Here is a 25,718-nt window from a genome sequence, read left to right as displayed (position 1 = left end):
TCGATTCGTCATCGGGCACAAGGCGTCGCGAGACCGCGCCTCCTCATTCCCGTGTTATGTACTTTCCAGGACCGCGACGATGCGCTCGATGGCATCGGCTGGGCTGAGGTCGGTCGCGACCGGCGTGTCGTCGGCACGGCCACCCAGAATCAGGTCATAGCGGCCATCGCGCCCAGTCAGGCAGACCTCGGCCGAGCGACCGCGGGCGCAGCCCTTGGCGCAGCCGGAGATATGCACCCGGCCGCCACCTTGTTCGCTAAGCCGTTCGGACAGGCGCCCTTTCAACCGATCGGCCAGCCTCAGGGTCGCGACGCTCGCCTGGGTGCAATAGGGCGCGCCGGGGCAGGCGTCCATGGCCAGCCGCGGGTCACGCGCGTCATCGATCAGCCCCTCGACCGGCGCGGCATCTGCGCCGCCCTCGCCTTCCAGCAGCAGGCGTCGCCAGGGCGTGACGCGTACGCCGGTGACATCCTCGGCGCAGAAGGCAGAGCGAAGCACCGAGGCCGGTGCCCGGCCGAAGGGCAGCCCGACCACTCGGCCTCTAGGATGTGCGCCCGGCACCAGATGCGGGCCGGACGCAGCAGGCGCCGTCGTGGCCGCGGCATCAGCCGCCGCCCAGTCCGGCAGCGGCGCCGTGAAGCGCCGCATGCGCCCGGCCTCGAGGCCGCCAACGTCGACAAACCACCATGCCAGACGCGTCATCAACGCGACGGCGTCGTCGACATCATCGACCGGAATGCCGAGATCACGGCCGTCGACCCGCACCAGCAGGCCGCCCTCGCTCGAACGCTCGAGGCGCAGGTCGGCGGAGGCATCGGTCAGCACCGGCTCAGGGCCGGCGTCGATCGCCAGGCCCCACTTGTCGGGCAGCGTCGGCCAGGTCTCTAAGCGCTCCACGAGAAGGCTCGCCGCGCGGTGGGTGGCATCACCGTCGCGCCAGTCCGGGGCAAGCATCAGCGCCGGGCGGCGCTCGACCTCGGCGTTCGAGTCTACCAGGCCGTGCTCGACCAGAAACGCCATCAAGCTGGGCCAGCCGGCCTCGCTCACGCCACGCAGCTGCAGGTTGGCGCGGCGGGTGAGCTCGATCAGCCCGCTGCCGAAAGTCTCGGCGGCGTCACAAAGCGCCAGCCCCTGCGCCCGGGTGAGCCGCCCCAGCCGCGGGCGCACGCGTACCAGCAGGCCATCACTGCTGGCCATGGGCCGCCAGGCGCCGGGGCACCAGCCACGAACACGGGGCGAGGTCGTCAAGATGCCTCCCCTCGGGCCGGGCTCTCTTGACCAGGACTCTCTCGACCAGGGCTCTCCTGGGACGCCCCCTCTCGCCGTTCGTCGAACTCGAGCAGCAGGTCCTGTAGGGCTTCACCACGCTCGCCGGCGTCTTCCCACAGGCCGCGCTGGACCGCCTCGAGAAGCCGCTCGGCCATCTCTTCGAGGGCATCGCCGTTGTGCTCACGCAGGAAGCGCTGGTTGGCCTCGTCGAGCACCAGGGCATCGGTTACCTGGGCGTACTGGTAATCGGCCACCAGGTCAGTGGTGGCATCAAAGCCGAACAGATAGTCCACGGTGGCTGCCATCTCGAAGGCGCCCTTGTAACCGTGCTCGCGCATGGCCTCGATCCACTTGGGATTGAGCACCCGGGAGCGCACCACTCGCGCCAGCTCTTCCTTCAATGAGCGAATCCGCGGCCTGGCCGGATTGGCGTGGTCGGCGTGATAGATCGCCGGCGCCTCGCCGCCCAGGGCACGACCGGCGTTGGCCATGCCGCCCTGGAAGGCGTAATAGGTGCTGGAATCGAGGATGTCGTGCTCACGATTGTCCTGGTTATGCATTACCGCCTGCAGGCCCTCCATCTGGGACTCGAAGGCGCGCCGCGCCCCCGTACCGGAGTCGCTGAACTGGCCGTAGGCATAGGCGCTGGCCGCCAGATACGCCTCGGCCAGGTCATCAGTGCTCTCCCAGGCGCAAGCGTCGACCAGCCGGTCGAGGCCGGTGCCGTACTCGCCGGGCTTGCTGCCGAACACCCGGTAGCCGGCCTCCTGATCAGCCGCCTCGGGCGATAGCCCGGCGGCCTCGAGCTCGTCTCGGCGCGCCTCGACCGCCGCGCGGATGGTATTGCCGTTACCCGGTTCGTGATAGTTGGCTACCGCCCGCACAGCGGTATCGAACAGTCGAATGACGTGGGGAAAGGCGTCGCGGAAGAAGCCTGACACTCGCAGGGTGACATCCACCCGGGGCCGGCCCAGCAACGTGCTGGGGATCACCTCCACGTCGAGGACCCGCTGGGAGCCCAGCGACCAGATTGGCCGCACACCCATCAGCGCCAGGGCCTGGGCGATGTCGTCACCGCCGGTGCGCATGGTGGCGGTGCCCCATATCGACAGCCCCAACCGACGCGGATAGTCGCCATGGTCCTGCAGGTAGCGCTCGATGAACGCCTGGGCCGAGGCCTCGCCCAGCGACCAAGCGGCGGGTGACGGCACGGCGCGGTTATCGATGCTGAAGAAGTTGCGCCCGGTGGGCAGTACGTCGAGCCGGCCACGGCTCGGCGCGCCACTCGGGCCGGGCGGCACGAAGCGACCATCGAGCCCATCGAGCAGTGCACCGATCTCGCGCTCGGCGCCGTGGCGCATGGCGGCCCAGAGGCCGTCACGGGCGTAGCGGCACAGCGCCGCGGTGGCCGGATAGTCGCGGGCCAGTCCAACGAGATCACCCGACTCAAGTACAAAGCCTTCGACCAGGCGCTCGGCGAGGCCTTCGAGGCGCTCGCGGGTATCGGCGCCACTGCGCCAGGGCGCGTCATTCAGCTCGGCCAGGGCCGCCGGACGCAGCCCCTGCCAGGGCTCGGCGCCAGCCGCCAGGGGATCGAAGCGCTGATGGGGCTTTTCACCATCACGTAAGCCCAAGTCGTCGGCCAGGGCATGCAGCAGCCCTTGGCGTTCAGGGCCCTCGCCCCGCGGCAGCCGCAGGATAGCGACCAGCGTCGCCGCCCGCTTCTCCGCCGGCGGCAGGGTGCCGAGCACATGCAGGCCGTGGCGGATCTGGGCTTCCTTGATGTCGCACAGGTAGGTGTCGAGCTCGTTGAGCAGTCGCTCGTCGTCGCTCTGACCGCTCGTCTCCTCACAGCTTGATGCCGAATCGCCGTTGACGCCCGCCGACTGGCTCAGCTCACTTTCGATGCCGGTACGCCTCAGGTGCGCGAGGATCCGCTCGCGCAGCAACGCCTCGCGGCGCGGGTCCATGCCCAGGGCCTGATAATACTCATCGGTCAACGACTCCAGCTCGGCCAGGTCGCCATAGAGCTCGGCCCGTGCCAGCGGCGGCATCAGATGGTCGATGATCACCGCCTGGCTGCGCCGCTTGGCCTGGGCGCCCTCACCCGGATCGTTGACGATAAACGGATAGAAGTGCGGCAGCGGCCCCAGGGCGACGTCCGGCCAGCATTCGGCGGAAAGCGCGGTACTCTTGCCGGGCAGCCACTCGAGGCTGCCGTGCTTGCCGACGTGAATCACCGCGTCCACCCGATAGTGCTCGCGCAGCCACAAATAGAACGCCAGGTAGCTATGGGGCGGCACCAGCTCGGTGTCGTGATAGCTCCTGGTCGGGTCGGCATCCGGAGCGTCGCTGATGTCCCGGGATGGCTGGATGCCGACGAAGGTCTCACCGAGGCGGATGCCGGCGATCAAGAGCCGGCCCTGGCGATGCTTGGGGTCGTCTTCGGGAGCACCCCAGCGCCGCCAGACCGCCTCCTGCAATGTCGCCGGCAGGGTGCGGAACCAGGCCAGGTAGTCGTCGACGCCGAGGCTCTGCCAGCTGCCGCGCCAGGCAAGCGACTGCGGGTCGTTGGTCACGCTGCCCTGCAGCCGGCGAATCAATGCATCGCCGTCCGCGGGCAGATCGTCGAGCGGATAGCCGGCCGCCTCGAGCGCGCGCAGCAGGTTGAGCGTGGATGCCGGGGTATCCAGGCCGACGCCGTTGCCGATACGGCCATCCCGGGTGGGATAGTTGGCCAGCACCAGGGCCAGGCGCTTGTCGGCGTTGGCGGTGTGGCGCAGCCGCGCGTAGCGCCTTGCCAGCTCGGCGACGAAGGTGGCGCGCTCGGGATGCAGCCGATGGCGGGTCACCGTCAGCTGGCAGCGCTCGCTGTAGTGAGATTCCGCCTTGAAGCCCACCGCGCGGGTGATGATGCGCCCGTCCATCTCCGGCAGTACCACCTGCATGGCCACATCGCGGCTGTGCAGGCCGGCCGCCTTGTCGCGCCAGTCGTCTTCGGGGCTGCTGGCGAGTATCGCCTGCAGGACCACCGGGCGGCCGACGAAGAGGCCGTTCCGCTCTCCGGTGAAGGCGCCATCCTGGGTGTCACCGGCGACCTCGCCCTCGTCGGGCTCGCGATTGACCGAGAAGCCGGTGGTGTTGACCACCAGGCCGGCGCCTGTCTGCTCGATCAGGTGGTTGACGAAGGCAATGCAGGCGTCCTCCTTCAGCGAGGCCACCGCCACCGCCAGCGGCGCGAGGCCGCGATCACGCAGCGCCTCGATCAGGCCGTCCAGCACCGCCGTATTGGCGCCCTGCAGGTGGCTGCGATAGAAGAGCAGCAGGCAGACGGGGCGTGAGGGATCACGACGTTGGCGCCAGTCCGCCAGGGTCGCCGGCTCGTAGAGCAGCGCCGCAGGAATCTCCTTGGGTTCGCGCCAGTCGAGCGGCGTCGCCGGGCCCTGTTCACAACGTTCGTTCAGGCTTTCAGCGTCCAGACGCTCTTTCAGACGTTCTCTCTGACGCTCTGTCAGACATTCTGCGGCGACGAAGCGCAGCAGCTGTTCGGCGTTGTCGGCGCCCCCCTCGCGCAGATAGCGCCACACTCGATGCGCCGCCTCGAAGGACACGCTGGAGGCCGCCAGCAGGGCATCATCCGGGGCGTCACAGCCCGGCACCAGGATCAGCCGGCGACGCGAGTCCGCCGCCGCCCAGGCCAGCAGGCGCTCATGGCCATACTGCCAGTAGGCGCTGCCGCCGAGCAGCGAGGCGATCACCAGGTGCGCGGGCTCCAGCACTCTATCTTCGTAGAGGTCATAGGCGGCGGGCTTGACTAGGTTCATCCAGTTGGCGAGCCGCACCGAGGGGTAGCCGTCCCCCAGCCGGTCGACCGCCTGGGCCAGCGCCGAGAGGCTGCTGTCGGCGGCCGACAGGATCACGACCTCGGCGGGGTCCTGCTGCAGGTCGACAATGCCTTCATCATCGACGAAGCCCCCGGGTTTGGCGGCGAACAGGTGCATCAGGCGGGCGTCACGGTCTCGGCGCCCGCCAGCGCCGCGTGCAGCGCCTCGCGGTCGAGCCGGCGGCCGATGATGACCAGTTCGGTATGACGCGGCTCGTCCTGAGCCCATAGCCGATCATAGTAGCCGTCCAGCCGTTCGCCGACGGCCTGGATCACGCGGCGCATTGGCTTGTCGGGAATCGCTGCAAAGCCCTTGGCGCGATAGATCTCGTGGGCCTTCAGCAGCGCGGCCAGTCGCGTCTCCAGCGCTTCGGCGTCGACCTCGCCCAGGCGGATCACCATGCCGTCGAAGTGATCGTGGGCGTGGTCGTGATGGGCGCCCTCGGCGTGGTGGCGGTCGTGGTGGTTATCGATGCGGTCGATGCCCGCCTCGCTGGCCGCACCGATGCCCATCAGGGCTTCCAGGCGGGCAGGATCGTCGGCCAGGCTCGGATCGATGAAGAGCGTGCGGACCGCTTTCGGTACCCGTGCCTCGATCAGCGCCTCGACCCGCTGCTTTTCGTCCGCCGTGAGCAGGTCACTCTTGCTGACCAGCACCAGATCGGCCGCGCTCAGCTGGTCATCGAGCAGCTCGCGCAGGCTGGGGTCGTGATCCAGGCTGTCGTCGGCACGGCGCTGGGCCTCCACCTGCTCGACATTGCTTGCATAGCGGCCAGCGGCCACCGCGGGGCCGTCGACCACGGTGATGATGGCATCGACGGTGCAGTGCTGGCGCACCTCCGGCCAGTTGAAGGCCTGCACCAGCGGTTTGGGCAGCGCCAGGCCGCTGGTCTCGATCAGGATATGATCGATGTCGTCGCGACGTGCCACCAGCTTCTTCATCACCGGCAGGAATTCTTCTTCTACCGTGCAGCAGATGCAGCCGTTGGCCAGCTCGAAGATGCTGCCGTCCTCGTCTTTTTTCATCCCCGGAGCAGTCGCGCCCTGTTCTTCAGCGCCATCTTCACAGCCGATGGCGCAGCCCCGCAGCAGGCTGGAATCGATATCCTGTTCGCCAAACTCGTTGACGATGACGGCAATGCGCTTGCCGGTAATCTGGCGCAGGATGCCGGCCAGCAGGGTCGTCTTGCCGCTGCCGAGAAAACCGGTCACCACCGTGGCGGGGATCTTGTTGAGCTTCATGCTGGGCTTTCCTTGGTCTGGACGGTCATGTCGTTCATAGAGTCGGGGCGCTCGGCCTCCACCGCCTGCGCCCCGAACAAGCGGGCCACGGCGGCGGGATTGTCGGGGAAGAACAGATGCAGGTAAGAAGCCGTCAGGCGTCGCGCCCGGAAGATCGCCTCGCCCGGCGCGGGATGGCGCTGGCGGCGACCATGAGCGATGGGCTCGGGCGTACCGCTGGACTGGGACCGGTGGTGGGCATGGCCACGCACCGGCCCCTCGGGTAGCTCGGCAGTCTGCATGCCCTGACAGCCCCGCCGCCCACGCATGGCGCCTGCGCCGGGCAGCAGGCCCAGCATGGCATGGGTCTGCTCGTCGGTGTGGGTCAGGCTATCCAGGCAATAGAGCAGGCCGCCGCACTCGGCCAGGATCGGCAGATCCGCGGCGAAGGCTCGGCGGATGTCGTCGCGCAGCGCCGTGTTGGCGGCGAGGCCGGCGGCGTGCAGCTCGGGGTAGCCGCCCGGCAGCCAGAGGGCATCGCAGGCCGGCAGGGCGCGATCCGCCAGTGGCGAGAAGAAACACAGCCGCGCCCCCATGCGCTCGAGCAGGTCCAGGTTGGCCTGATAGATGAAGCTGAAAGCGGCGTCCTGCGCCACGGCGATGGTGCGACCGGCAAGCCAGGTCGGCGGCGCGGAGGCCTCAGTGGGTGCAGGGGTGAAGGCCACTGGCGGCAGCGACAGCAATGCCTCGGCCAGGCCCTCGGCGGCGAGCGCCTCGGCGCCGGCATCGAAGCGCGCCTCCAGATCGTCACGGATTTCCTCGGCCTGCACGAGCCCCAGATGACGCTCGGGCAGCGCCAGGGCCTCATCGCGGGGCACCGCCGCCAGCAGCGGCACACTCGCCGGCAGTGCCGCCTCGATCAGTTCGCGATGGCGCTGTGATCCGCAGGCGTTGGCAATCAGCCCGGCGATGCGCACATCGTCGCGAAAGCCGGCCAGGCCGGCCACCAGCGCCGCCGCGGTCTGGGCCATGCCCTTGACGTCCATGACAATGACCATCGGCAGGCCGAACAGTGCGGCGAGATCGGCGCTGGAGGGCTCGCCATCGAAGAGCCCCATGGCGCCCTCGACGAGGATGAGATCGGCCTCACTAGCGGCCTCGAACAGCCGCTGACGACAGTAGGCCTCGCCGGCCATCCACAGATCGAGCTGGTCGACCGGCTGGCCCGAGGCCTGGGCCAGCACCCGGGGGTCCAGGTAATCCGGACCAGTCTTGAAGACCCGCACCACCTTGCCCTGGCGGTGTAGCATCCGCGCCAGCGCCGAGGTCACCGTGGTCTTGCCCTGGCCCGAGGCCGGCGCGGCGACGAAGACCGCCGGGCAGCTCACGGCAGAAACGCGCTCGCTCGTCTCGTTCGTCTCGTTCGTCTCGTTCGTCTCGTTCGATGCCATCATGCTCAGGCCTCCAGGCCGGCCAGGGGCCGGTAATCGGCGCCCAGCGCACGGGCGATATCGCGTCCCCGCCCGCGCTTCACGGCGGCGGTTTCGGTATCGACGACCACGCAGTCACCAAGCGACGGCAGGCCGGTCAGCGACTGACGGGTGCGGCCATCGGTGATCAGGTAGGTACGCACCCTGAGGCCGGCGTCCTGGCGATGCCACTGGCAGACCAGGCGATACGCCCGCTGCACGGCCTCGCGCAGCGGTGTGCCGCCACCGCCGGGTGCAGCATCGAGGCGCTCGAGCAGGTCCTTGGGGGCGCGACACCTGGGCTGGATGGTGGCCACGCCCTCGTTGCCGAAGCCCAGCACCGCGATCTGCTCGCGGGCGGCATAGGCCTGGCGTGCCAGCCGGTCGACCACGCCCTTGGCGCGGCCAAGCAAACGCCGGCCGAGAGTGGAGGCCGAGGTGTCCAGCAGCACGAGGTGCAGCATCGGCTGGCCGGTGCGGGGGCGACGATAGCAAAGGCGCCGCCAGGGCCAGCGCCCACGGTTCTCGACCAGGGTCGCAAACCAGTCCGGGCGCGAAATGTCGCGACGAACCTGAGGTGAGCGGCGGGAGCGACGCTGTCCCGCCTGATGGCCGGGTCGCCGGCTCGACGAGGCGGGCGAACGAGAGGTCTTATCGGCCTTCGCTGATGCGGCGGCGCTCTCCGGCAGCGCCGGCATCGGCACGCTCACGCTCGGCTGCGTCACCGGCGGCATGGCGCCCCACTGCCCCTGGGGATTGAGCCCTTGTGAAGTGCCGGAGCCCGGCGCTTGTGAGGTGTCGGAGGCTGGGGCCTGAGCGCCGCCACCAGGCCCGTGCCCCGACTGATCGCGATCCGCGTCGTTCTGGCTAGATCGGTTCTGACTCGCTCCGTCCTGGCGAGGACCATGCTGGCTCGACCCGCTCTGGTCGGAACCAGGGCCGCTCGCGCCATCATCGGGCGATGTCTCGGGTTCGACGGTACGGCGATGGGCCAATACCCAGGGTTCGACGGCGTCAATATCCTCGCGGGCCACCTGATTCGCGCCGCGCCAGGCCGCATGGGCCCGGGCGGCGCGGTGCCAGGTGACGTCGGCACGCATGCCTTCGACGCCGGCGGCCTCGCTCTGGGTGGCGATATGCTCGTAGACCCAGGACGCCGCCGAGATCTCACCCAGCCGTGCACGTGCCTCGCTCAGGCGCCGGGTCAGCGCCGCCTGCTCGGCCCGACATGATTCGACGAAGGCCTTGGGGTCATGATCGAAGGCCTCGCGCTGGCGCATGATCGCCACGCGCTCGGCCACGCTGGAGCCGGCCGCCTGCTCGACGCACAGGCCGAAGCGGTCGAGCAGTTGGGGGCGCAGCTCGCCCTCGTCGGGGTTCATGGTGCCGATCAGGCTGAAGCGTGCGGGGTGGGCGTGGCTGATGCCGTCGCGTTCGACGCGGTTGACGCCACTCGCCGCCACATCGAGCAGCAGGTCGACCAGCGAATCCGCCAGCAGGTTGACCTCGTCGACGTACAGGAGTCCCCCATCGGCGCGGGCCAGCAGACCCTCCTGAAAGCTGGCCTCACCCTCGGCGAGTACCCGCTGCAGGTCGAGGCTGCCGGTCAGGCGCTCTTCACTTGCGCCCAGCGGCAGGGCCACCAGCGACGGGCGCTGGCCATGGGCATCATCGGGCAGGATCTCTGCCAGTGCCCGGGCCAGGGTCGACTTGGCGCTGCCCTTGGGGCCGCTGATCAGCACGCCGCCGATGCGGGGATCGATAACGTTGAGCAGCAGCGCGGTCTTGAGCGGCCGCTGTCCGACGACGGCGACGAAGGGAAACTCGGGCACGTCCATCATGGCGTCACGGCCGGCCGGCGGCGGACACACACGAAACATGCACCACGGCGGAGGCTCCACCGTGAGGGGAAAGCGGAAAACGCAGACATGCTGATCCTCTCGGTGCCCACCGCACCGTACTGGGATGACTCGAAACGACGGGCCGGTCTCCGGGCTAGAAGGCGACATGTGCAGAAACACCATGTCGTGATCTGCACCTTCCCGGCGGGACGCCAGTGGTATTTGCAGATCGCGCTTCATTACCGTTGCGGGGGCAGCGATGGAATCGGCCGAGGCCTCACCATACTTCCCGATTATCCCCTGACCACCAGGGGCACCTGTCTTCGGATGGGTATCGTAAAGGACCGGCCATGTCCCGCGCAATCGGCATCGCACGCGGCCCAACCGTCTTGCCAGCCTTATTTCCAACCGCAATTGTTATGGTATATCATTTCTTTTTAAGCGGGGAATATAGCCTCGCGCGCGAGCCGCAAGCATCAGTCAGTAAGGGTGGATAATGCATCGAAACTCGTGGCAAGCTCCCAGCGCCAGTCGGCCACCTCATCTCCCTTACCTGGACACAGGCGCATGAAGCTCGCTCGTCAAGTATTGGCCATAGTCGCGCTTTTTTCGGCATCATTTTCCTTGGCTCATGCTGCCGAATTTCCGCTAGAAATCGACAATTGTGGAAGAGATATCATCATCGATTCACCCCCCAAGAGGGTAGTGACCGTCGGTCAGTCGGCAACCGAAACCCTCTATGCATTGGGCCTCGCGAAAAAGGTTATCGCCACCTCGGTATGGTTTACGCCGGTGCTGCCTGAATTCCAGGATGCCAACGCCGATATCGAGCGCATTGCCAATAATGATCCCAGCTTCGAGAGTGTCGTTAATCGCAGGCCAGACCTGGTCGCCGCCCAGTACGAGTGGCATGTCGGCCCCACTGGCAGCGTGGCGACCCGTGATCAATTTCATGACCTGGGCATCGCCACCTACATCATGCCCGCTGACTGCGATACCAAGGACAATGCCACCGGCGGCGATGGTACTCGCACCGCCGCCTTCACCACCGATTCCGTCTATAAAGGCATCCTTGAACTGGCCACTATTTTCGACGTAAAAGCGAGCGGCAACACCCTGGTCGAGGAGCTGGAAGCTCGCGAGAAAGCTGCCATTTCCCGGGCCCAAGACCTCGTGCTTCCGGATGATCTTTCGGCGGTCTTCTGGTTTTCATCTCCCGACAGATCATCGGATCCCTATGTGGCCGGAAGGCTCGGCGCGCCTGGCTACATGATGGATAAACTGGGTATCCGCAATGTCATCGAATCAGACGAGGAATGGCCGACCGTCGGCTGGGAATCAATTGCCCGTGCCGACCCGGATATCATCGTGGTGGCGCGCATGGATCGCCGCCGCTATGCGGCGGATAGCGTCGAAGCCAAGCTCGACTTCCTGCGCAATGATGCCGTGGCAAGCGAGATGTCGGCGGTAAAAAATGGCCACATCATCGAGATGGATGCCCACGCCATGAGCGCCACAATGCGCACCGTCTTCGGCCTTGAAACCCTGGTCGATGCCCTGTCGGCCCAGTCGTTCGACCGATGACCGACGCCGTTCGCTCAGTGGCGCAGGCCCCGCGCCTTCCTCGTCTCGCTCGCCCTGTCCGTTCCGCCTGGCACTGGGGCTGGCTAGCCCCACTTCTGCTGTTTCTGGCGGTGCTTGCAGGTACCGCCATCGGCGAGACCGCGATTCCATTGGCTACCATCCTAAAGGTACTGGCCAACCAGCTCTTGGGAGCAGCGTTTCCGGTAGACCGCATCGATGCCGGCATCATCTGGAGCTACCGCCTGAGCCGGGCGATTCTCGCGGCCTGCTGCGGTGCCGGACTGGCCCTGGCCGGGGTGGTGCTCCAGGCACTGCTGCGCAATCCCCTGGCCGACCCCTTCCTGATGGGTATCTCCGCCGGCGCCTCGACCGGTGCCGTCTCGGTCGCCGTCCTTGGGGTCGGCGCCGGCACCCTGACGCTGTCGCTGGGCGCTTTCGTCGGCGCCGGCCTGGCCTTCGCCCTGGTGGTGGTGCTCGCCCACGCCGCCGGCAGCGGCACCGGCGGTGGCCGCGCGACTCAGGCGGCGGGAGCCATCATCCTCGCCGGCATCGCCGGCTCTCAGCTATTCAACGCCCTCACCGCGCTGATCATCGCCAAGTCGGCGAGCGCCGAGCAGGCCCGCGGCATCATGTTCTGGCTGATGGGTAATCTGTCCGGCGTACGCTGGGAAGACGTCGCCCTGGGGCTGCCTGTCGCCCTGGCGGGCCTGGCGATCTGCCTGTGGTACCGGCGCGCCCTTGACGCCTTTACCTTCGGCGCCGACAGCGCCGCCTCGCTGGGCATCCCCGTGCGCCGGGTACGCGGCGTGCTGATCGCCACCATGGCCCTGGTCACCGCCGCCATGGTATCCATGGTTGGTGCCATCGGCTTCGTCGGGCTGGTGATCCCTCACGCCATGCGCTTCCTCGTCGGCAGCCGTCACACCCGTCTGGTGCCCGCCTCGGCGCTGGCCGGCGCCGTCTTCCTGATCGGCGCAGACGTGCTCTCGCGTACCCTGGTCAGCGGTCAGGTCCTGCCCATCGGCGTGGTCACGGCATTGATCGGCGCCCCGGCCTTCGCCCTGATACTGATCCGCGGCGCGAGGTCACGATGAGGCTCTGTGCCGAGCACGTCGACTGGCGGGTCCACGGGCGCCGGCTGCTGGAGGACGTCAGCCTGACGGTGGAAGCGGGCGAGACCTTCGGCCTGGTCGGCCCCAACGGCTCGGGCAAGACCACCCTGCTGCGGGTGCTGGCCGGGCTGCGTCGGCCGAAGACCGGACGCGCGCTGGCGGACGACCAGCCGATGCGCACCATGAAGCCTCAGCAAATCGCCCGTGCCATCGCCTTCGTCGAGCAGCAGGCGGATACCCTCGACCGTCTGGAGGTACGCCAGGCGGTGGCGCTGGGGCGCACGCCCTTCCTGTCACCGCTGAGCCCCTGGTCCGAGGAGGACGAGGCCATCGTCGACCGGGCGCTGGCCGATGTCGACCTTGAGCCCCTGGCCGGTCGCCTCTGGCATACCCTATCCGGCGGCGAGCGCCAGCGCGTGCATATCGCTCGCGCCCTGGCCCAACAACCGCGCGCCCTGCTGCTCGACGAGCCCACCAATCACCTGGATATTCGCCACCAGCTGTCGATCCTGCGACTGGTCCGGCAGTTGCCGGTGACCGTGGTCATCGCCCTGCACGATCTCGACCAGGCCATGGACTGCGACCGCATCGGGGTGATGGACGGCGGACTCCTGGTGGCCGTGGGCCCGCCCCGCGAGGTGCTGACCCTCGAGCGGCTGCGCAATACCTTCGGCGTACACGCCGACTTTATCGACGACCCCGATGAAGGACGCACCATCCTGCGCTTTCGCCGCGCGCTCTAGTCCATCAGATGAGTCCATCAGATGAGCCGATCGCATAAGCTGTGCCCTAACTGACACCAAGATTGACAGGAGAGCCCCTATGACAACCTCGACGAAAGCCACGGTGCTCGACAAGAAAGCCAGCGCCCGGATGGAGCGCCAGCTGACAAAAGCCCTGACCGACGCCTGCGAGACCGCCAAGCCGATGCTTCCCGGCTTCGCCTGGCTGACCCACCTGGTGGACTACCGTCGCTTTCCGGACAGCCTGCGGGTGATCTGGGTATTCAAGACTCAGGACGACCTTGCCCGTGCCCTCAAGGGCGATGGCCGCCAACGCATGCGCGAGCTCACCGAAGCTGCCTTCTTCGACGCCGAGATCAAGATTGCCGACATCGACGCCCATCTGGACGCCGACAGCGAGGAGGAATGCCGGCGCGTACACGGCGGCGACTGGGAGCACCGACTGGCGATCATGGAGCGCCACTGAATGGCCAAGAGCATCGAAAGCCCCTGCGTCTCGATCTGCAAGCTGAAGGGCGGGCTCTGCGTCGGCTGCGGGCGCACCACCGAGGAGATCACCCACTGGCGCTCGATGAAGCGCCCGGAGCGCATGGCCACCAACCAACGCGCGGCGCAGCGGCTAAAGAAGCTCGACAAGGACTGAACGCCCTACCGCTCAACGCCTCGGTACGAAGACCGGGGCACCATCGACCATGGCAGTCGTCAGGGCCTGGCCATAGAGCCGCTCGAGGGCCTCGGGCACCAGCATGGTATCCGCCGCGCCCCAGCAGGCTTCGCCGTCGGGATAGAGCAGCAGCAGGTGGCTGCACCAGCGGGCGGCCAGGTTGAGATCATGCAGGCACATCATCACCCCGCAGCCGCGTTGGGCCTGCTCGGTCAGCAGCTCCATGACCGCCACCTGGTGGTGAAGATCGAGGTGATTGGTGGGTTCGTCGGCCAGCCATAGCCGAGGCGACTGAGTCAGCAGCGTGGCGAGGCTGACCCGCTGACGCTCACCGCCCGACAGGGTGGCGAGCTCCCGCTCGGCCAGGTGCGAAAGGTCAAGGCGCTCAAGTGCGGCCTCGGCCCGAGCGATATCCTCCGGCCCCTCCTGTTGCCAGGGCGCGATGAAGGGATGGCGACCGATCAGCGCCGTCTCGCGGACGGTGGCGGGGAAGTCGTCATGCTGTGACTGAAAGACGATGCCCAGCCGACGCGCCAGGGCACGACGCTTGAGGCGCGACAATCGCACGCCACCCAGACGCACCTCACCTCGGCGCGGCGCGCGCAGGCCGGCGAGCGTATGCATCAGCGTCGTCTTGCCGACGCCATTGGGACCCAGCACCCCCCAGCGCTCGCCGGGCGCCACGGCGAGATCCAGCGGCCGCCCCGCGCCGCGTCCGGGGATATCGATGACCAGACGATGCGCCTCCAGGGTCTCCATCAGCGACTCCGATAGAGCAGGTAGAGGAAACTGGGGACCCCGAGCAGCGCGGTGATGACCCCGACCGGCAGCTGCTGGGGGGCGATCAGGGTGCGCGCCAGGGTGTCGGCAAGCGTCAGCAGGGTGCCCCCGGCCAAGAGGCTTGCCGGCAAGATCAATCGCTGGTCGTTGCCGAGCCGCAGGCGCAGCATGTGAGGTACCATCAAGCCCACGAAGCCGACGCTGCCGGCAGTGGTGACCGCCACCGCGGTGAGCAGGCTTGCCAGCAGATAGAGCGTCCACTCCAGCGGTCGCACCGCCACGCCCAGGGCCGCCGCCTGCAGCCCGCCGCGAGCCAGCACATTGAGAGTGCGTCCAAGGGGCATGACCACCGCCAGGCTCACTACGGCCACCCCCAACACCGGCCAGGGGCTACCGGCATAGGCCATGTCGCCCATCAGCCAATAGAGCATGCCAGGCAGCCGCTCCACCGGGCTCACCGCCAGCAGGAAGCTGATCAGCGCGCCCCAGCCGGCAGCCATTACCACGCCGGTGAGCAGAAGGCGGGTCGGCGTCCAGCTACCGGTGCCGTGCGCCAGTCCGAAGACGATCAGGGTCGACAGCAAGGCACCGGCGAAGGCCGCCCCGGTAACCAGCGCCACGCCGAGGCCGGCGAGCATCGCGGCGAGTGCGGCCACCGAGGCGCCGCCGGAGAGCCCCAGTACATAAGGATCGGCCAGGGGATTTCGCAGCAGTATCTGCATCAGGGCGCCGGCCAGCGCCAGCAAGGCACCGGTACCGAAGGCGGCCAGTGCCCGCGGCAACCTGAGCTCCAGCACCAGCGTCTGATGCAGGGAATCGCCGCCGCCGCCGAGCACCGCCAGGAGCGCCTCGGGTGCGATGGCAACGCTGCCTAGCGCAAGCGACACCGCAAGCGAGAGCAGCGCGGCCAGCGCCAGCCAACCCAGGGGGCGCAGGCGCAGCCCACGACTAGCCGCTTGGCCACTAGCGTCGCTCACGGGCGACCTCCAGGTGCTCGCAGAGCCGCCGAGTGCCCTCTACCAGCCTGGGGGCGGCCCGCTGCACCAGATTGGGATCGATGAAGAATAAGTTATCCCGCTGCACCGCCGTCAGCCGAGGATAGTCGCGCCAGGCCTCGAGCCAGCCGGAATCGGCCTTGCCCATGCCGCCGGTGATGATCGCCTCCGGGTCGCGGGCGAGCACCGCCTCGACGCCTATGCGTGGCACCAGGGCGGAAGCATCAGCGAACAGGTTCTCGCCACCACATAGCTCAAGCGAATGGCTGATCCAGTGCTCGCCATTGACGGTCATCAACGGCTGCTCCCAGACCTCGTAGAAGACCGGCACCGGTTCGGCATCGGCGTAGCGCTTGCGCAGTGCCGCCACTTCCGTCCGCAGCGCCGCCGCCGCGGGATCCGCGACGGCGCTTGTATCCGCCAGCTCACCGAAGCGCTCGAGGCTCTCGGCGATGCCGGCAAAGTCGTCGACATCGGAAAAGAACACCGGTAGCCCAAGCGTCGGCAGCCGGGCGAGCTGCTCCTGAGGATTGCCGGCCTGCCAGGCCACCACCAGATCGGGTTCGAGGGCCAGCAGCGCCTCGAGATCTAGTCGATCATAGCTGCCCACACGAGGCAGAGACGCGGCGGCAGCCGGATAGTCGCTGAAGCCGACCGCCCCCACCAATCGCTCGCCGGCGCCGGCGGCATACAAAAGCTCAGTGACGCCGGGCGAGAGCGCCACGATGCGCTGCGCCGGGGCGTCCAGGCAGACCTCGCGGCCGACATCGTCTGTGACGCAGACCACGCCGGCCGCCTGGGCCGGGCCAACCAAGCCCATGATGACTAGGGCCGCCAGCGTGAGGAGCCGTGCGCGCCAGCTCATCACTCGCCGAAGTTCACGCTGAGGAAGGCCGCCCGGCCGGGACTCAGATAGGGCTCGTCAGCTGATGTCAAAGCCGTTGAATATTGACGATCGAAGACATCCTCGAGTATCAAGCGCGCGGTCCACAGCGGTGCGAACTGCCAGCCAGCACGCAAATTCAGAGTCGCATAGCCCGCCAGACGGTCTTCGTTATTCTCATCGTCATAGCGATGATTCTGAGCGATGACGGAGCCACCCAGCGTCCAGTCGCCAAGCACACGATCGGCGTCCATACGCAGGCTCTTGGTGGAGCGACGCTTCAGCTGGTTGCCGGTCTCACGGTTCTCGGGATCCATATAGGTCATGGCTACGCCAAGATCCCAGGAGACGAGCTCGACACCGGCACCGAACTCGACGCCACGAATCCGCGCGCGATCCACATTACTCGGGGTAGTATCCCCGTTCACCGTAGTTGAGCTGATCATGTCCTCGATATTCGTCTGGTAGGCCGCCAGATCCCAGAAGAAACGCCGATACTGCGCCCGCACACCAATTTCGGTACTGGTGGAGGTTTCCGCCTCTAGATCAGGATTGCCTTCATAGGTGCCGAAGCTCCCGAAATCTTGGAACGGCCAGTACAGGTCGTTGAAGGTGGGCGCCCGGAAGGCGGTGCCGTAGCTCGCTCGCAGGGTATGCACCCGGTCCAGCGCATAGCCCAGTGCCAGGCTACCCGTGAGCTCTTCGCCGAAGGCCTCGTTGTCATCGTGGCGCAGCGCAGCCTGAACAGTGACGGGCGAGAAGTCGAGCAATGCCTGAGAAAACACGGCGACGTTGTTGCGGTTGGTCTCCGAAAAATCGGTGCTGGCGCTGACCTTGTCCTCGCTGTACTCGGCGCCGGCTACCAGCTCGTGGCGGCCGAAGGCCAGCGTATTCTCCCAGCGGGCGGTCAGCGTGCGGGTATCAATCACCGAATCACCGAAATCATCGACATTGTCGCTCTCGTCGCGGGCCTCGCTGAGCGTCACGCGGCTCGTCCAGCGTTCGCTGACCGGCAGCTCGCCATAGATACCGGCGACCTGCTGGACGTAATCGGTGTTGCCACCGACGAATTCGGTGTTGCCCCGGGCACGCAGCCCCAACACACCCAGCTCGGCTCCGCCCGCGAAGGTATGCGAGAGACGCATAAAGCCCGTGGTGTTGTCGTAACCCTTGTCGCCCTCTCCCTCGACAACTTCATAGCCATCTGTGCTGAACTGGCTGGCCGAGAAGGCATAGCGGGTGTCGCCTTCGCTGCCGGAGAGCGAGGCGCTGGCGCGCCGGGTATCGAAGCTCCCACCACCCAGTGAGATGCGAGGCGTGGGCTCCCTGTCCCCTTCCGGGGTGAACAGCTGTACCACGCCGCCCACCGCATCGGCGCCGTAGAGACTCCCGCGCGGCCCCCGCACCACTTCGACCCGCTCGAAGAGGCGCGGCTCGAGGAACTGCCAGGCCGGGCTACCGGTGGTAGCCGAGCGCAACCGGATGCCGTCGACCATCATGACCGTGGAGTTGCTGCTGGTACCCCGCAGGTAGACGCTGGTGTTCTTGCCAAAGCCGCCGCTGGAGATGACATCCACGCCGGGCTGGGCCCGCAGCAGATCGGTGATGTCCTTGGGATCCTGACGGCGCAGGTCGGCCTCATCGAGTACCGTGACCGAGGCCAGGCTCTGATCGGCGGTGCGCGGCGCCAGGGTGGCGGTCACCACCAGTGGGTTGAGAGTCTCGGAGGCGGCGTCATTGGCCGTCGTAGAGGCATCACCCTGGGCCTGGACGGCCAGCGGCAGTGCGGCTAAGGCAAAGGCCAGGCCGCGGGAGGGATGGGGCTTGTTCATGGGTGTCCTTGTTCACCGTGCTCACCCGCACGGCTTCTCGGTTTTTATCGAGCCACGAGGCTGTCTCGCGTCGTGGCATTGGCTCCCAGGCCGGTCTCCGGGCTGACGAGCGAGGCGCTGGCGCGCCTCTCCACCGCCGCCTTCCCGTGCGAGGCACAGTGGCGTGAGGCGGTGGTTGACTCGATCACCGTTGCGGGGGCAGCGTCGGACTGGATCACCGACTTCCCGTTTACCCTGGCCTTCTTGGCGGGGCCTGATGCGTCTGCCGGCGAGGCAGACTGGCGGGTCACCTGAGAGTGCGGCGTAAGCTAGCAATCGCCTACCGGGGCGTCAACGCAGCATGGGCCATTAGCTACGAGACCGCCGCTTGCCGGTTCGCTCGGGCTATGCCGGCGACAAGCCTCCGAAGAAACGCTGTGAATACTTCCTTGTAAGCTCCCGACGCCATCCATGGCGCAGGAGTTCTTCTTCGGCTTGTCCCCGGCGTCCCTCGCGGGCAGACCCGACCCCACTTAGAGGCGTCGTGCCAGCCCGTGGCGCACGTACCAGACCGCCTCGGCGCGGGCGGCGGCGTCCTGGGCCAGCCAACCGGCCAGATCGCGCAGGCGGCGATCCTCGACCGCCATGGGCACGATGCCGCGGCCCATCTCCGGCACAATTAGCACGATCTCGCCGCATCCCTGACGCTCGGCCTCGACCATCGCCTCGAGTTCATCGGCCAACCGCCGTCGTATCCGGTCGTCATCGCCTTCATCGACCAGGGCGCGGGACAGACAGCCGCTCCATCCGCTGATCACCAGGGGTCTACCCGGCGCCAGCCGATCGCGCCAGCCGCTAAGCCCACCTCCCTCACCCGCCTTTAGCCATAGGGCACCGGGAAAGCGCGTCGTTACGATGTCGCCTTTGCCGGCGCAGGCACCACCGATGAAGAGCTGCATGTCCAGCCGTCCTCCTCGTGCGTGAAAATGAAGCAGCGCCCCTGGGCCTGGCCGACCACACCGTCCCAGAAGTCTGCCGCCTCCAGGCGACGCCGCAGCTCGCGGATGGCACCGCCATGGCTGACCGCCAGCACGCGACGATGCCGGGCCTCGCGGGCCTCGGCCAACACCTCCTCGAGCCAGGCGGATAGCCGCGCCCAGAGATCGTCCGCCGACTCGCCCCCGGGGGTGGCCAGGCGACCGTGGCTGTCGACCCAGGCCCGGTAGTCGTGATCGTCCTTCAGCGCGGCCCAGGTACGGCCTTCGTAGTCGCCGAAGTTCAGCTCACGCAGGCGTGCATCGACACGCGGCCTCTCCCGCTGGTCGTCATGGGCAAGGCCCTCGCGCAGATGGGCAAGCGTCTGGCGACAGCGGGTCAGGTCGCTGCAATGAACGGCATCGAAATCGAGCGCTGCCAGGTCATCGCGCAGCCGGTCCAGGTCGGGCTCTGCCTCGGGCAGCAGCAGCGGAATGTCGCGATGGCCCTGATAGCGTCGTTCAAGGTTCCAGCTCGTCAGGCCATGACGAACGACCACCAGCTCCAGGCGATCAGCAGCAGCCATAACTCTCCTCCCTCGATGGCGGCGCCGACGATATCGCCGTTGATGCCGCCAAAGGCCCGGCGCACCGCCAGACCATAGATGATGATGAAGACGACAAGGCCCGCCACCAGCCAGGCCATCCCCGAGGTGACGACGATCCCCAATAGCGGCAGCAGCGCCGCCAGGGCGAGATCCCGCCCACCGAGACTCTGTTGCCAGGCGTGGGCCAGGCCCTCGGGCCGGGCCGCCGGAATGCCCACCAGCAGGCAGACACCGCCCAGTCGCCCCAGGCCCGCGATCGGTACCAGCCACCAGGAGCTGGCGCCGGCCTCGAGCAGCGCCCATAACAGCATGACCTTCCAGGCCAGCTGAAAGATCAGCGCCAGCATGGCGAAGCTGCCGACCTGGGCGTCCTTCATGATGGCCCAGCGTCGTTCCAGGGGCGCGTTGCTGCCCAGGGCATCGGCCAGATCCATCAGGCCATCCAGGTGCAGGCCCCCACTCAGCGCCACCCACAGGCTGAGCAGCAAGAGAGCCAGCATCGGAGTAGGCAGCAGCGGCTGCACGGCGACGCCGACCGTGGCCACCAGGCCGCCGAGCAGCGCCCCCACCAGCGGATAGGCCCGTGCCGCCCAGCGGCGGGTAGCCGGCGTCCAGGGACAGGCCACGGGCACCGGCAGCCGGGTCAGGAACTGGATCGCCAGCAGTGTGCCGAAGACCGCATCCTTCATGCACGCTCTCCTTCGAAGTCGTTGAGGGGCTTCCATTCGATCGATTGGCCGACCACCACCTCGATCACCCGGTCGGCCTGTCCGGCCAGGTCACGGTGCAGGCACTGCAGGAAGGCCAGGTAGCGCCAGACCAGCGCATCCGAGGGCGGCAGGTCCTCGTTGAGATCGTTGGAGACCACGACCAGCGTGATCCCCCGGCGGCGGGCCGAATCGAGCAGTCGTTGGAGCCTCGCGCGCCCCTGCGCCTCTGTCAGGCCGGCCTCGAACATCAGCTGGCTTGACCACAGGGTCAGGCAATCGAGCAGCACGCTGGCGCCGTCGGGGACCCGGTCCAGCGCGGCGGCAAGCTCCAGGGACGCCTCCAACGTCCGCCAGCCCGCGCCCCGCTCGCGACGATGACGAGCCACGCGGGCCGCCATCTCGTCGTCGCCGACCCGCGCCGTGGCCAGATAGACCAGGCCGCCGGGCTCGGGCGATCGCCATAGCCGAGCCAGTTCCTCGGCCACCGCACTCTTGCCGGAGCGCGCACCACCCGAAACAAACGCAATCATGTCCGTCTCCAGGCGGCCAGTGCCTCGAGTAACCGGACATTTTCCGGGCTGTCACGCAGGGCCAGGCGCAGCCAGCGACCGTCGAGGCCGGGAAAGTTGTGGGTATGCCGGGCCAGCAGGCCGCGGCGCAGCAGAAAGGCGAACAACGCCTCCGCCTCAGCCGCGTCATGCCCGCTGCGCAACAGAAAATAGTTGGCCTGGGTGGACGGCACCGCATAGCCCATTTCTCGTGCCGCCTCGGGCACGGCCGGGCGTACTCCGTCGAGCCAGGCCCGGGTTCGAGCCAGGTAGTCGACATCGGCCAGCAGCGGGGCCACCAGCCCCAGCGCCAGGGCATTGACGCTCCAGGGCATCTGGCGTTCTCGGGCCCGCTTGACCAGCGCAGGCGAGCCGAGCAGATAGCCGAGCCGCAGCCCCGGCACATCGAAGAGCTTGGTCAGCGAACGCAGCAGCAGAAGATTCGAGGCCCCGGCCAGCAACGGGGTGAGCGATGCCTCGTCGCTGAAATCGATGAAGGCCTCGTCGACCACCAGGGTCGTGCCCGTTTCCCGGCCTCGAACCAGCAGGCGCTCAAGGGCCTCGCGGGGCATCAGCGTACCGGTCGGGTTGTTGGGGCGACACAGGAAGAGCACCGCAGCGCCCTGCATGGTGCGCTCGGCCGCGCCGAGGTCGAGCGCGAAGCCCTCGCCGCGCAGCGCAAGCGGCTCGATCGTAAGACCGTAGTGTGCACAGGCGAGGCGGTACTCGCTGAAGGTCGGCTCGACGATCAAGGCCCGGCCACCGGCGTGCAGGGCCGCCGCCAGATAGATCGCCTCGGCGCCGCCGTTGGTCACCAGCACCTGTTCGGGCGTAAGCCCCTCGCGCTCGGCGATGGCCCGCGCCGGCGCCTGATCATCCGGGTTCGGGTAGGCGGCAAGGCGAGAGACGGCACCGCTCAGCCACTCGCCCAGCCAGGCCGGCGGGCCCAGCGGATTGAGATTGGCGCTGAAGTCGATCAGCGGGTGATCCGGCGGCAGGCCGAAGCGCTTGAGCAACGCCGTCCGGCGGCCGCCGTGCTCCGGCCAGTCTTGCGGGTTCGCCGCCTTCATATCAGCCACTCCCGCAGCAGCACCAGGGGGAGGGCCAGCAACAGGAAGGCAAGCCAGCCGCCATGCATATACATAATGGCCCGCTCGATATGGCCGGCGGTAAGCCTCTCGTGGGGCATGCCCAGGGTGGCACGCGGCGAGGGGCGACCGGCGTAGTAGTTGAGGCCGCCAAGCCGCACGCCCATCAGGTTGGCCACCATGGCTTCCGGCCAGCCCGCATTGGGGCTCGGGTGATGAGGCGCCTCGCGACGCGTGGTCGCCAGCACCCCGGGCAGGCGGCTGCCGGGAATCAGACAGGCGGCCAGCCACAACGACAGCACCGTCAGGCGGGCCGGCAGCCAGTTGACGGCATCGTCGAACCGCGCCGAGGCGCGGCCGAAATCTTCAAAGCGCGGGCTGCGATAGCCGACCATGGAATCCAGCGTATTGGTGGCCTTGTAGGCCAATGCCAGCGGCGCGCCGCCGAGCAACGCCCAGAACAGCGGCGCGGTGATGCCATCCACGGTGTTCTCGGCGACAGTCTCCACCGCGCCCCGTGCAAGCTCGCTCTCGTCAAGTTCGGCCGTGTCGCGACCGACGATCATGGCAAGCGCCTGGCGGGCCGCCGCCATATCGCCCCGCGTCAGAGGCTCGGCCACCGCCCGGGCGGCGTCGGCAAGCCCCCGAGACGCCAGCGTGGTGGCCAGCAAGACCAGCTCCACCGCCGCCGACAACCAGGGGCTGACCCAAGAGAGAGCGGCAAGGACGCCCCAGGCGAGCACCCAGGTGGCGCCCACCACCAGTACCGTCAACCAGCGGCCGCGGCGCCGGCGATCGGCGGCGGGACCGTGGTTCCAGGCCCGCTCGAGCCGAGCGATCACCCGGCCGATGCCGACCACCGGATGCGGCAGCCAGGCAGGGTCGCCAAGCGCCAGATCGAGAAGCACCGCCGCGATGACAAGGGCCAGCAGCGCCAGGGATAGAGGCTCGAACGCCGGAAGCGCCAGGCTCATCATGTTTCCGCCCCTGCGATGGCCAGAGAGGCCTGAATGGCCCGCAACACGCAGCCCCCGATGGCTCGGGGTGCGAGACCGCTTTTGTCATCCAGCCAGGACCCGGGGTAGCGGTAGCGGACCGCCATCGACTCAGCAGCCATCACGGTTATCGACGCCAGCATCGGAAAAGGTCGCCATCTCACAGAGCATGGCACTCGCCGCCTCGAGCAAGGGGAAGGCCAGGGCCGCGCCGCTGCCCTCGCCCAGCCGCAAGGAAAGATCCAGCAGCGGCTCGGCGTCAAGTGCCTTAAGCGCCCGCGCATGCCCGGGCTCGTGGGAGTGGTGGCCAAATATCAGGTAGGGGCGCAATGCCGGCTCGAGGCGACAGGCGGTCAGGGCCGCGACGGTGGCGATAAAGCCATCAACGAGGATCGGCAGGCGCTTGGCGGCGGCGCTCAGGTAGGCGCCCATCATGGCCGCGATCTCGAGCCCGCCGAGACGCGCCAGCACGTCCAGAGGATCGTCGGGGTCGGCACCGCGCGCCGCGATCGCCGCCTCGATGACCGAGCGCTTGTGGGCCAGGGCTTTGCCTGCCACACCGGTGCCCGGCCCCACCAGCTCGGCCACCGGCGAACCGGTCAGGACTGCCAGCATGGCACTGCTGGCGGTGGTGTTGGCGATGCCCATCTCGCCGACAATCAGGCAGCGACAGCCGCTCTGGAAAGCACGCTCGGCCGCTCGCCGGCCGATCTCGATGGCCGATAGCGCCTCGTCTCGAGACATGGCGTCTTCGCGGGCCAGGTTGCCGGTCCCCGGGCGCACCTTGTCATGCACGATGCCCGGGCCCGACACGTCACTCGCGACCCCGACATCGACGATCTCGAGCCGGGCGTCGATACGCCGCGCGAAGACATTGATGGCCGCACCGCCTGCGACGAAGTTGGCGACCATCTGGGCGGTAACGGACTGCGGAAAGGCCGAGACACCTTCACGCGCGACGCCGTGGTCGGCGGCGAAGACCACCACGCCGGGTGGCGTCACGCTCGGAAAGTCGTCGCCGGTCATGCCGGCCAGCTCGACCGCCAGCGACTCGAGACGGCCAAGGCTCCCCGGGGGCTTGGTGAGGGTATCGAGATAGCGGCCAACCCGCTCGGCACAGTCCGTGTCGGGGGGCGAGATCAGCGGCGATAGATCATTCACGGGGCGTCTCCGGGACATCCTTTTTCGGGCCCCGCATCTTACCAGAGGCAATCAGGCTCGGCCCGTCTGCTCGCAAGCCCGAGACGCCGCCGCACCTGCTGGACGACGGCACAACGGAGGCGAGTGCCGGCTAGCGAGTGAATCTCTCGACAAACCCACCCAGCCCCGGGGCCTGATCTGTATCAACTCGCGGGACGCAGACTCGGCTAGCCTGAAGAGAGGCCCCAGCCAGAGGGCACGGCGGCAATCACCACAGAGGATACGACGATGCGTTTTCATCAGGTAAGAGAGCTGGTGCGCTGGGCAGCGGATTTCCATGCGCGCATGGCGCAGCAGTATGACGCCCAGGCGGACGCCGGCGAGGTCGACGAGCGGGTGCGCATGTCCCTGGGGTACCTGGCCGAGCACGAGCGCAAGATGCAGGCTGACCTTGCGGGCTACCTCACCGACGGTAGCGATCACCGCGGGGTCCTGGACACCTGGTTCGACGACCCGGCTGACTTCCCCCACCCGCCGGTGCTCGACCGACTGCTCGAAGGCATGGACTGTGCCAGCGTTCAGGATGTGCTGATCTCGGCCCTGACCACCCACAAGACGCTGCAGGATCTCTATCGGCATCGGGCCGACCGGGCCAGCATCGAAGAGGAACGTGACTTCTTCGCCTCCCTCGCCGCCGGTCACGAGGGCGAGGTGCGCCGCCTCGCCCGGGACATGCAACGCCTCGAGGACTATTGAGTCCTGCCGTCGAGCCCCTGCCCTCGCGTAAGCGGCGGTGGCGGGCACCTATTTCATGCCGTAGCGAGGAGCGGAAGAAGCGTGGCATCAATGAAGAGCGTAAGGCCTCGAGCGCAGCGCTTTACGCGTTTGCTGCCTCGGGTAGGATAATCGAGCCACTCGTTGCCAGGAGTACCGATGTCAGCCACACCCCTCAGCAAGACCAAGACCAGCTTCTATCGCCGCCTCTACGTGGCCTATCTGATCGATCAGGGCGTCGCCAGTGTGCCCGCCCTGACCGAGGCCACCGGCATGCCCCGGCGAACCGCCCAGGACACCATCACGGCCCTGGCCGAACTGGACATTGACTGCCAGTTCGAGCCCGGTGAAGGCGAGCGCCATAATATTGGTCGTTACGTGATCCGTGACTGGGGCGCCATCGATCCCGACTGGATCTCGCGCCATCGAACCGCCATCAAGACGGCGCTGGGGTATCCCTGATGCGAGTTGGCCCCTGGCATGGCGCCTGCCGGCCTCAGGACTGCTGGCTTCGAGACTGCCGAACGGCCAATGCCCCGCCGGCCAACCTCAGCGGAATGATGCTAATCGCTGAGACTTTTCATTACTGGCGCATCACGCGGACTCCCCCTACGTTTAAAAATCAG

At 67.7% G+C, this 25,718-nt stretch carries 23 protein-coding genes and 2 riboswitches; of the genes, 7 read left to right on the top strand and 16 right to left on the bottom strand.

Features of this window, described 5'->3' with window-relative positions; genetic code table 11:
- Positions 1-54 precede the first annotated feature (54 nt).
- From HF027_RS04640 to HF027_RS04620, 5 genes are read right to left on the bottom strand one after another with little or no spacing between them, the layout of a single operon-like run.
- Positions 55-1,248: a cobalamin biosynthesis protein CobG gene (locus HF027_RS04640; protein ID WP_245184513.1), complete on the bottom strand. Its 1,194-nt coding sequence runs from the start codon at positions 1,246-1,248 to the stop codon at positions 55-57.
- Positions 1,245-5,270, bottom strand: a complete 4,026-nt coding sequence (gene cobN, locus HF027_RS04635) for a cobaltochelatase subunit CobN (protein WP_168013364.1) — start codon at positions 5,268-5,270, stop codon at positions 1,245-1,247. The genes HF027_RS04640 and cobN overlap by 4 nt, the downstream gene beginning before the upstream one ends.
- Entirely contained in the window at positions 5,270-6,394 is a 1,125-nt protein-coding gene (gene cobW / locus HF027_RS04630; RefSeq protein ID WP_168013362.1) for a cobalamin biosynthesis protein CobW, read from the bottom strand. The genes cobN and cobW overlap by 1 nt, the downstream gene beginning before the upstream one ends.
- Entirely contained in the window at positions 6,391-7,824 is a 1,434-nt protein-coding gene (locus HF027_RS04625; RefSeq protein WP_168013539.1) for a cobyrinic acid a,c-diamide synthase CobB, read from the bottom strand. Before HF027_RS04625 ends, cobW begins: the two co-directional genes overlap by 4 nt.
- Before the next feature lie 5 nt (positions 7,825-7,829).
- Entirely contained in the window at positions 7,830-9,722 is a 1,893-nt protein-coding gene (locus tag HF027_RS04620; protein ID WP_245184511.1) for an AAA family ATPase, read from the bottom strand.
- A gap of 84 nt (positions 9,723-9,806) precedes the next feature.
- Positions 9,807-10,017, bottom strand: a riboswitch (cobalamin riboswitch).
- Between the two features lie 233 nt (positions 10,018-10,250).
- On the opposite strand from HF027_RS04620, the gene HF027_RS04615 reads away from it, so the two are divergent.
- The 5 genes from HF027_RS04615 (at position 10,251) to HF027_RS04595 (ending at position 13,765) form a co-directional block, all read left to right on the top strand.
- Positions 10,251-11,267 carry an ABC transporter substrate-binding protein gene (locus tag HF027_RS04615; protein WP_168013360.1) on the top strand — a complete coding sequence of 339 codons (1,017 nt, stop codon included), beginning with the start codon at positions 10,251-10,253 and terminating at the stop codon, positions 11,265-11,267.
- On the top strand, positions 11,264-12,361 hold the full coding sequence (locus HF027_RS04610; protein WP_168013358.1) for a FecCD family ABC transporter permease: 1,098 nt from the start codon (positions 11,264-11,266) through the stop codon (positions 12,359-12,361). The genes HF027_RS04615 and HF027_RS04610 overlap by 4 nt, the downstream gene beginning before the upstream one ends.
- Positions 12,358-13,122 (top strand): ABC transporter ATP-binding protein, encoded by a 765-nt coding sequence (locus tag HF027_RS04605; protein ID WP_168013356.1) that lies wholly within the window; start codon positions 12,358-12,360, stop codon positions 13,120-13,122. The genes HF027_RS04610 and HF027_RS04605 overlap by 4 nt, the downstream gene beginning before the upstream one ends.
- Before the next feature lie 79 nt (positions 13,123-13,201).
- On the top strand, positions 13,202-13,588 hold the full coding sequence (locus HF027_RS04600; protein WP_168013354.1) for a hypothetical protein: 387 nt from the start codon (positions 13,202-13,204) through the stop codon (positions 13,586-13,588).
- Positions 13,589-13,765: a DUF1289 domain-containing protein gene (locus HF027_RS04595; protein WP_168013352.1), complete on the top strand. Its 177-nt coding sequence runs from the start codon at positions 13,589-13,591 to the stop codon at positions 13,763-13,765.
- 12 nt (positions 13,766-13,777) lie between these two features.
- Here the strand turns inward: HF027_RS04595 and HF027_RS04590 are convergent, their stop codons facing one another.
- From HF027_RS04590 to cobT, 11 genes are all read right to left on the bottom strand, one after another.
- Complete coding sequence (locus tag HF027_RS04590) at positions 13,778-14,545, bottom strand: ABC transporter ATP-binding protein (RefSeq protein WP_168013350.1); 768 nt, start codon at positions 14,543-14,545, stop codon at positions 13,778-13,780.
- Positions 14,545-15,543 carry a FecCD family ABC transporter permease gene (locus HF027_RS04585; RefSeq protein WP_209316397.1) on the bottom strand — a complete coding sequence of 333 codons (999 nt, stop codon included), beginning with the start codon at positions 15,541-15,543 and terminating at the stop codon, positions 14,545-14,547. Before HF027_RS04585 ends, HF027_RS04590 begins: the two co-directional genes overlap by 1 nt.
- Positions 15,530-16,426 carry a cobalamin-binding protein gene (locus HF027_RS04580; protein ID WP_168013348.1) on the bottom strand — a complete coding sequence of 299 codons (897 nt, stop codon included), beginning with the start codon at positions 16,424-16,426 and terminating at the stop codon, positions 15,530-15,532. The genes HF027_RS04585 and HF027_RS04580 overlap by 14 nt, the downstream gene beginning before the upstream one ends.
- A complete protein-coding gene (locus HF027_RS04575; protein ID WP_168013346.1) occupies positions 16,426-18,276 on the bottom strand; it encodes a TonB-dependent receptor domain-containing protein in 1,851 nt (616 codons plus the stop codon). The genes HF027_RS04580 and HF027_RS04575 overlap by 1 nt, the downstream gene beginning before the upstream one ends.
- An 85-nt stretch (positions 18,277-18,361) precedes the next feature.
- Positions 18,362-18,533, bottom strand: a riboswitch (cobalamin riboswitch).
- 255 nt (positions 18,534-18,788) lie between these two features.
- A complete protein-coding gene (locus HF027_RS04570) occupies positions 18,789-19,214 on the bottom strand; it encodes a bifunctional adenosylcobinamide kinase/adenosylcobinamide-phosphate guanylyltransferase (RefSeq protein WP_168013344.1) in 426 nt (141 codons plus the stop codon).
- Positions 19,166-19,816, bottom strand: a complete 651-nt coding sequence (locus tag HF027_RS04565) for a histidine phosphatase family protein (RefSeq protein ID WP_168013342.1) — start codon at positions 19,814-19,816, stop codon at positions 19,166-19,168. The genes HF027_RS04570 and HF027_RS04565 overlap by 49 nt, the downstream gene beginning before the upstream one ends.
- Entirely contained in the window at positions 19,768-20,526 is a 759-nt protein-coding gene (cobS, locus tag HF027_RS04560) for an adenosylcobinamide-GDP ribazoletransferase (RefSeq protein ID WP_168013340.1), read from the bottom strand. The genes HF027_RS04565 and cobS overlap by 49 nt, the downstream gene beginning before the upstream one ends.
- Entirely contained in the window at positions 20,523-21,077 is a 555-nt protein-coding gene (locus HF027_RS04555; protein ID WP_168013338.1) for a bifunctional adenosylcobinamide kinase/adenosylcobinamide-phosphate guanylyltransferase, read from the bottom strand. The genes cobS and HF027_RS04555 overlap by 4 nt, the downstream gene beginning before the upstream one ends.
- Positions 21,074-22,165: a threonine-phosphate decarboxylase CobD gene (gene cobD / locus HF027_RS04550; RefSeq protein ID WP_168013336.1), complete on the bottom strand. Its 1,092-nt coding sequence runs from the start codon at positions 22,163-22,165 to the stop codon at positions 21,074-21,076. The genes HF027_RS04555 and cobD overlap by 4 nt, the downstream gene beginning before the upstream one ends.
- A complete protein-coding gene (gene cbiB / locus HF027_RS04545) occupies positions 22,162-23,157 on the bottom strand; it encodes an adenosylcobinamide-phosphate synthase CbiB (protein WP_168013334.1) in 996 nt (331 codons plus the stop codon). Before cbiB ends, cobD begins: the two co-directional genes overlap by 4 nt.
- 132 nt (positions 23,158-23,289) lie before the next feature.
- Positions 23,290-24,357, bottom strand: a complete 1,068-nt coding sequence (gene cobT, locus HF027_RS04540; RefSeq protein ID WP_168013332.1) for a nicotinate-nucleotide--dimethylbenzimidazole phosphoribosyltransferase — start codon at positions 24,355-24,357, stop codon at positions 23,290-23,292.
- A gap of 249 nt (positions 24,358-24,606) precedes the next feature.
- Between cobT and HF027_RS04535 the strand changes: the two genes are divergently transcribed.
- Together HF027_RS04535 and HF027_RS04530 are read left to right on the top strand one after the other, a co-directional pair.
- Positions 24,607-25,074, top strand: coding sequence for a 2-hydroxyacyl-CoA dehydratase (locus tag HF027_RS04535; protein WP_168013330.1), 468 nt, complete (start codon positions 24,607-24,609; stop codon positions 25,072-25,074).
- A 177-nt stretch (positions 25,075-25,251) separates the two neighbouring features.
- Positions 25,252-25,554: a winged helix-turn-helix domain-containing protein gene (locus tag HF027_RS04530; protein ID WP_168013328.1), complete on the top strand. Its 303-nt coding sequence runs from the start codon at positions 25,252-25,254 to the stop codon at positions 25,552-25,554.
- Positions 25,555-25,718: the final 164 nt, after the last annotated feature.

Source organism: Halomonas salinarum, assembly GCF_012062845.1.
Lineage (GTDB): Bacteria > Pseudomonadota > Gammaproteobacteria > Pseudomonadales > Halomonadaceae > Onishia > Onishia salinarum.
The sequence above is the reverse complement of the archived record's forward strand: the minus strand, read 5'-3'. Positions and strand labels throughout refer to the sequence as shown.

What these genes read in the sequence shown, in the direction of transcription:
- cobN (WP_168013364.1), bottom strand. Translation starts at nt 5,270, where the DNA reads ATGCACCTGTTCGCCGCCAAACCCGGGGGCTTCGTCGATGATGAAGGC.
- cobW (WP_168013362.1), bottom strand. Translation starts at nt 6,394, where the DNA reads ATGAAGCTCAACAAGATCCCCGCCACGGTGGTGACCGGTTTTCTCGGC.
- HF027_RS04625 (WP_168013539.1), bottom strand. Translation starts at nt 7,824, where the DNA reads ATGGCATCGAACGAGACGAACGAGACGAACGAGACGAACGAGACGAGC.
- HF027_RS04620 (WP_245184511.1), bottom strand. Translation starts at nt 9,722, where the DNA reads ATGTTTCGTGTGTGTCCGCCGCCGGCCGGCCGTGACGCCATGATGGAC.
- HF027_RS04615 (WP_168013360.1), top strand. Translation starts at nt 10,251, where the DNA reads ATGAAGCTCGCTCGTCAAGTATTGGCCATAGTCGCGCTTTTTTCGGCA.
- HF027_RS04610 (WP_168013358.1), top strand. Translation starts at nt 11,264, where the DNA reads ATGACCGACGCCGTTCGCTCAGTGGCGCAGGCCCCGCGCCTTCCTCGT.
- HF027_RS04605 (WP_168013356.1), top strand. Translation starts at nt 12,358, where the DNA reads ATGAGGCTCTGTGCCGAGCACGTCGACTGGCGGGTCCACGGGCGCCGG.
- HF027_RS04600 (WP_168013354.1), top strand. Translation starts at nt 13,202, where the DNA reads ATGACAACCTCGACGAAAGCCACGGTGCTCGACAAGAAAGCCAGCGCC.
- HF027_RS04595 (WP_168013352.1), top strand. Translation starts at nt 13,589, where the DNA reads ATGGCCAAGAGCATCGAAAGCCCCTGCGTCTCGATCTGCAAGCTGAAG.
- HF027_RS04590 (WP_168013350.1), bottom strand. Translation starts at nt 14,545, where the DNA reads ATGGAGACCCTGGAGGCGCATCGTCTGGTCATCGATATCCCCGGACGC.
- HF027_RS04580 (WP_168013348.1), bottom strand. Translation starts at nt 16,426, where the DNA reads ATGAGCTGGCGCGCACGGCTCCTCACGCTGGCGGCCCTAGTCATCATG.
- HF027_RS04575 (WP_168013346.1), bottom strand. Translation starts at nt 18,276, where the DNA reads ATGAACAAGCCCCATCCCTCCCGCGGCCTGGCCTTTGCCTTAGCCGCA.
- HF027_RS04570 (WP_168013344.1), bottom strand. Translation starts at nt 19,214, where the DNA reads ATGCAGCTCTTCATCGGTGGTGCCTGCGCCGGCAAAGGCGACATCGTA.
- HF027_RS04565 (WP_168013342.1), bottom strand. Translation starts at nt 19,816, where the DNA reads ATGGCTGCTGCTGATCGCCTGGAGCTGGTGGTCGTTCGTCATGGCCTG.
- cobS (WP_168013340.1), bottom strand. Translation starts at nt 20,526, where the DNA reads ATGAAGGATGCGGTCTTCGGCACACTGCTGGCGATCCAGTTCCTGACC.
- HF027_RS04555 (WP_168013338.1), bottom strand. Translation starts at nt 21,077, where the DNA reads ATGATTGCGTTTGTTTCGGGTGGTGCGCGCTCCGGCAAGAGTGCGGTG.
- cobD (WP_168013336.1), bottom strand. Translation starts at nt 22,165, where the DNA reads ATGAAGGCGGCGAACCCGCAAGACTGGCCGGAGCACGGCGGCCGCCGG.
- cbiB (WP_168013334.1), bottom strand. Translation starts at nt 23,157, where the DNA reads ATGAGCCTGGCGCTTCCGGCGTTCGAGCCTCTATCCCTGGCGCTGCTG.
- cobT (WP_168013332.1), bottom strand. Translation starts at nt 24,357, where the DNA reads ATGTCCCGGAGACGCCCCGTGAATGATCTATCGCCGCTGATCTCGCCC.
- HF027_RS04535 (WP_168013330.1), top strand. Translation starts at nt 24,607, where the DNA reads ATGCGTTTTCATCAGGTAAGAGAGCTGGTGCGCTGGGCAGCGGATTTC.
- HF027_RS04530 (WP_168013328.1), top strand. Translation starts at nt 25,252, where the DNA reads ATGTCAGCCACACCCCTCAGCAAGACCAAGACCAGCTTCTATCGCCGC.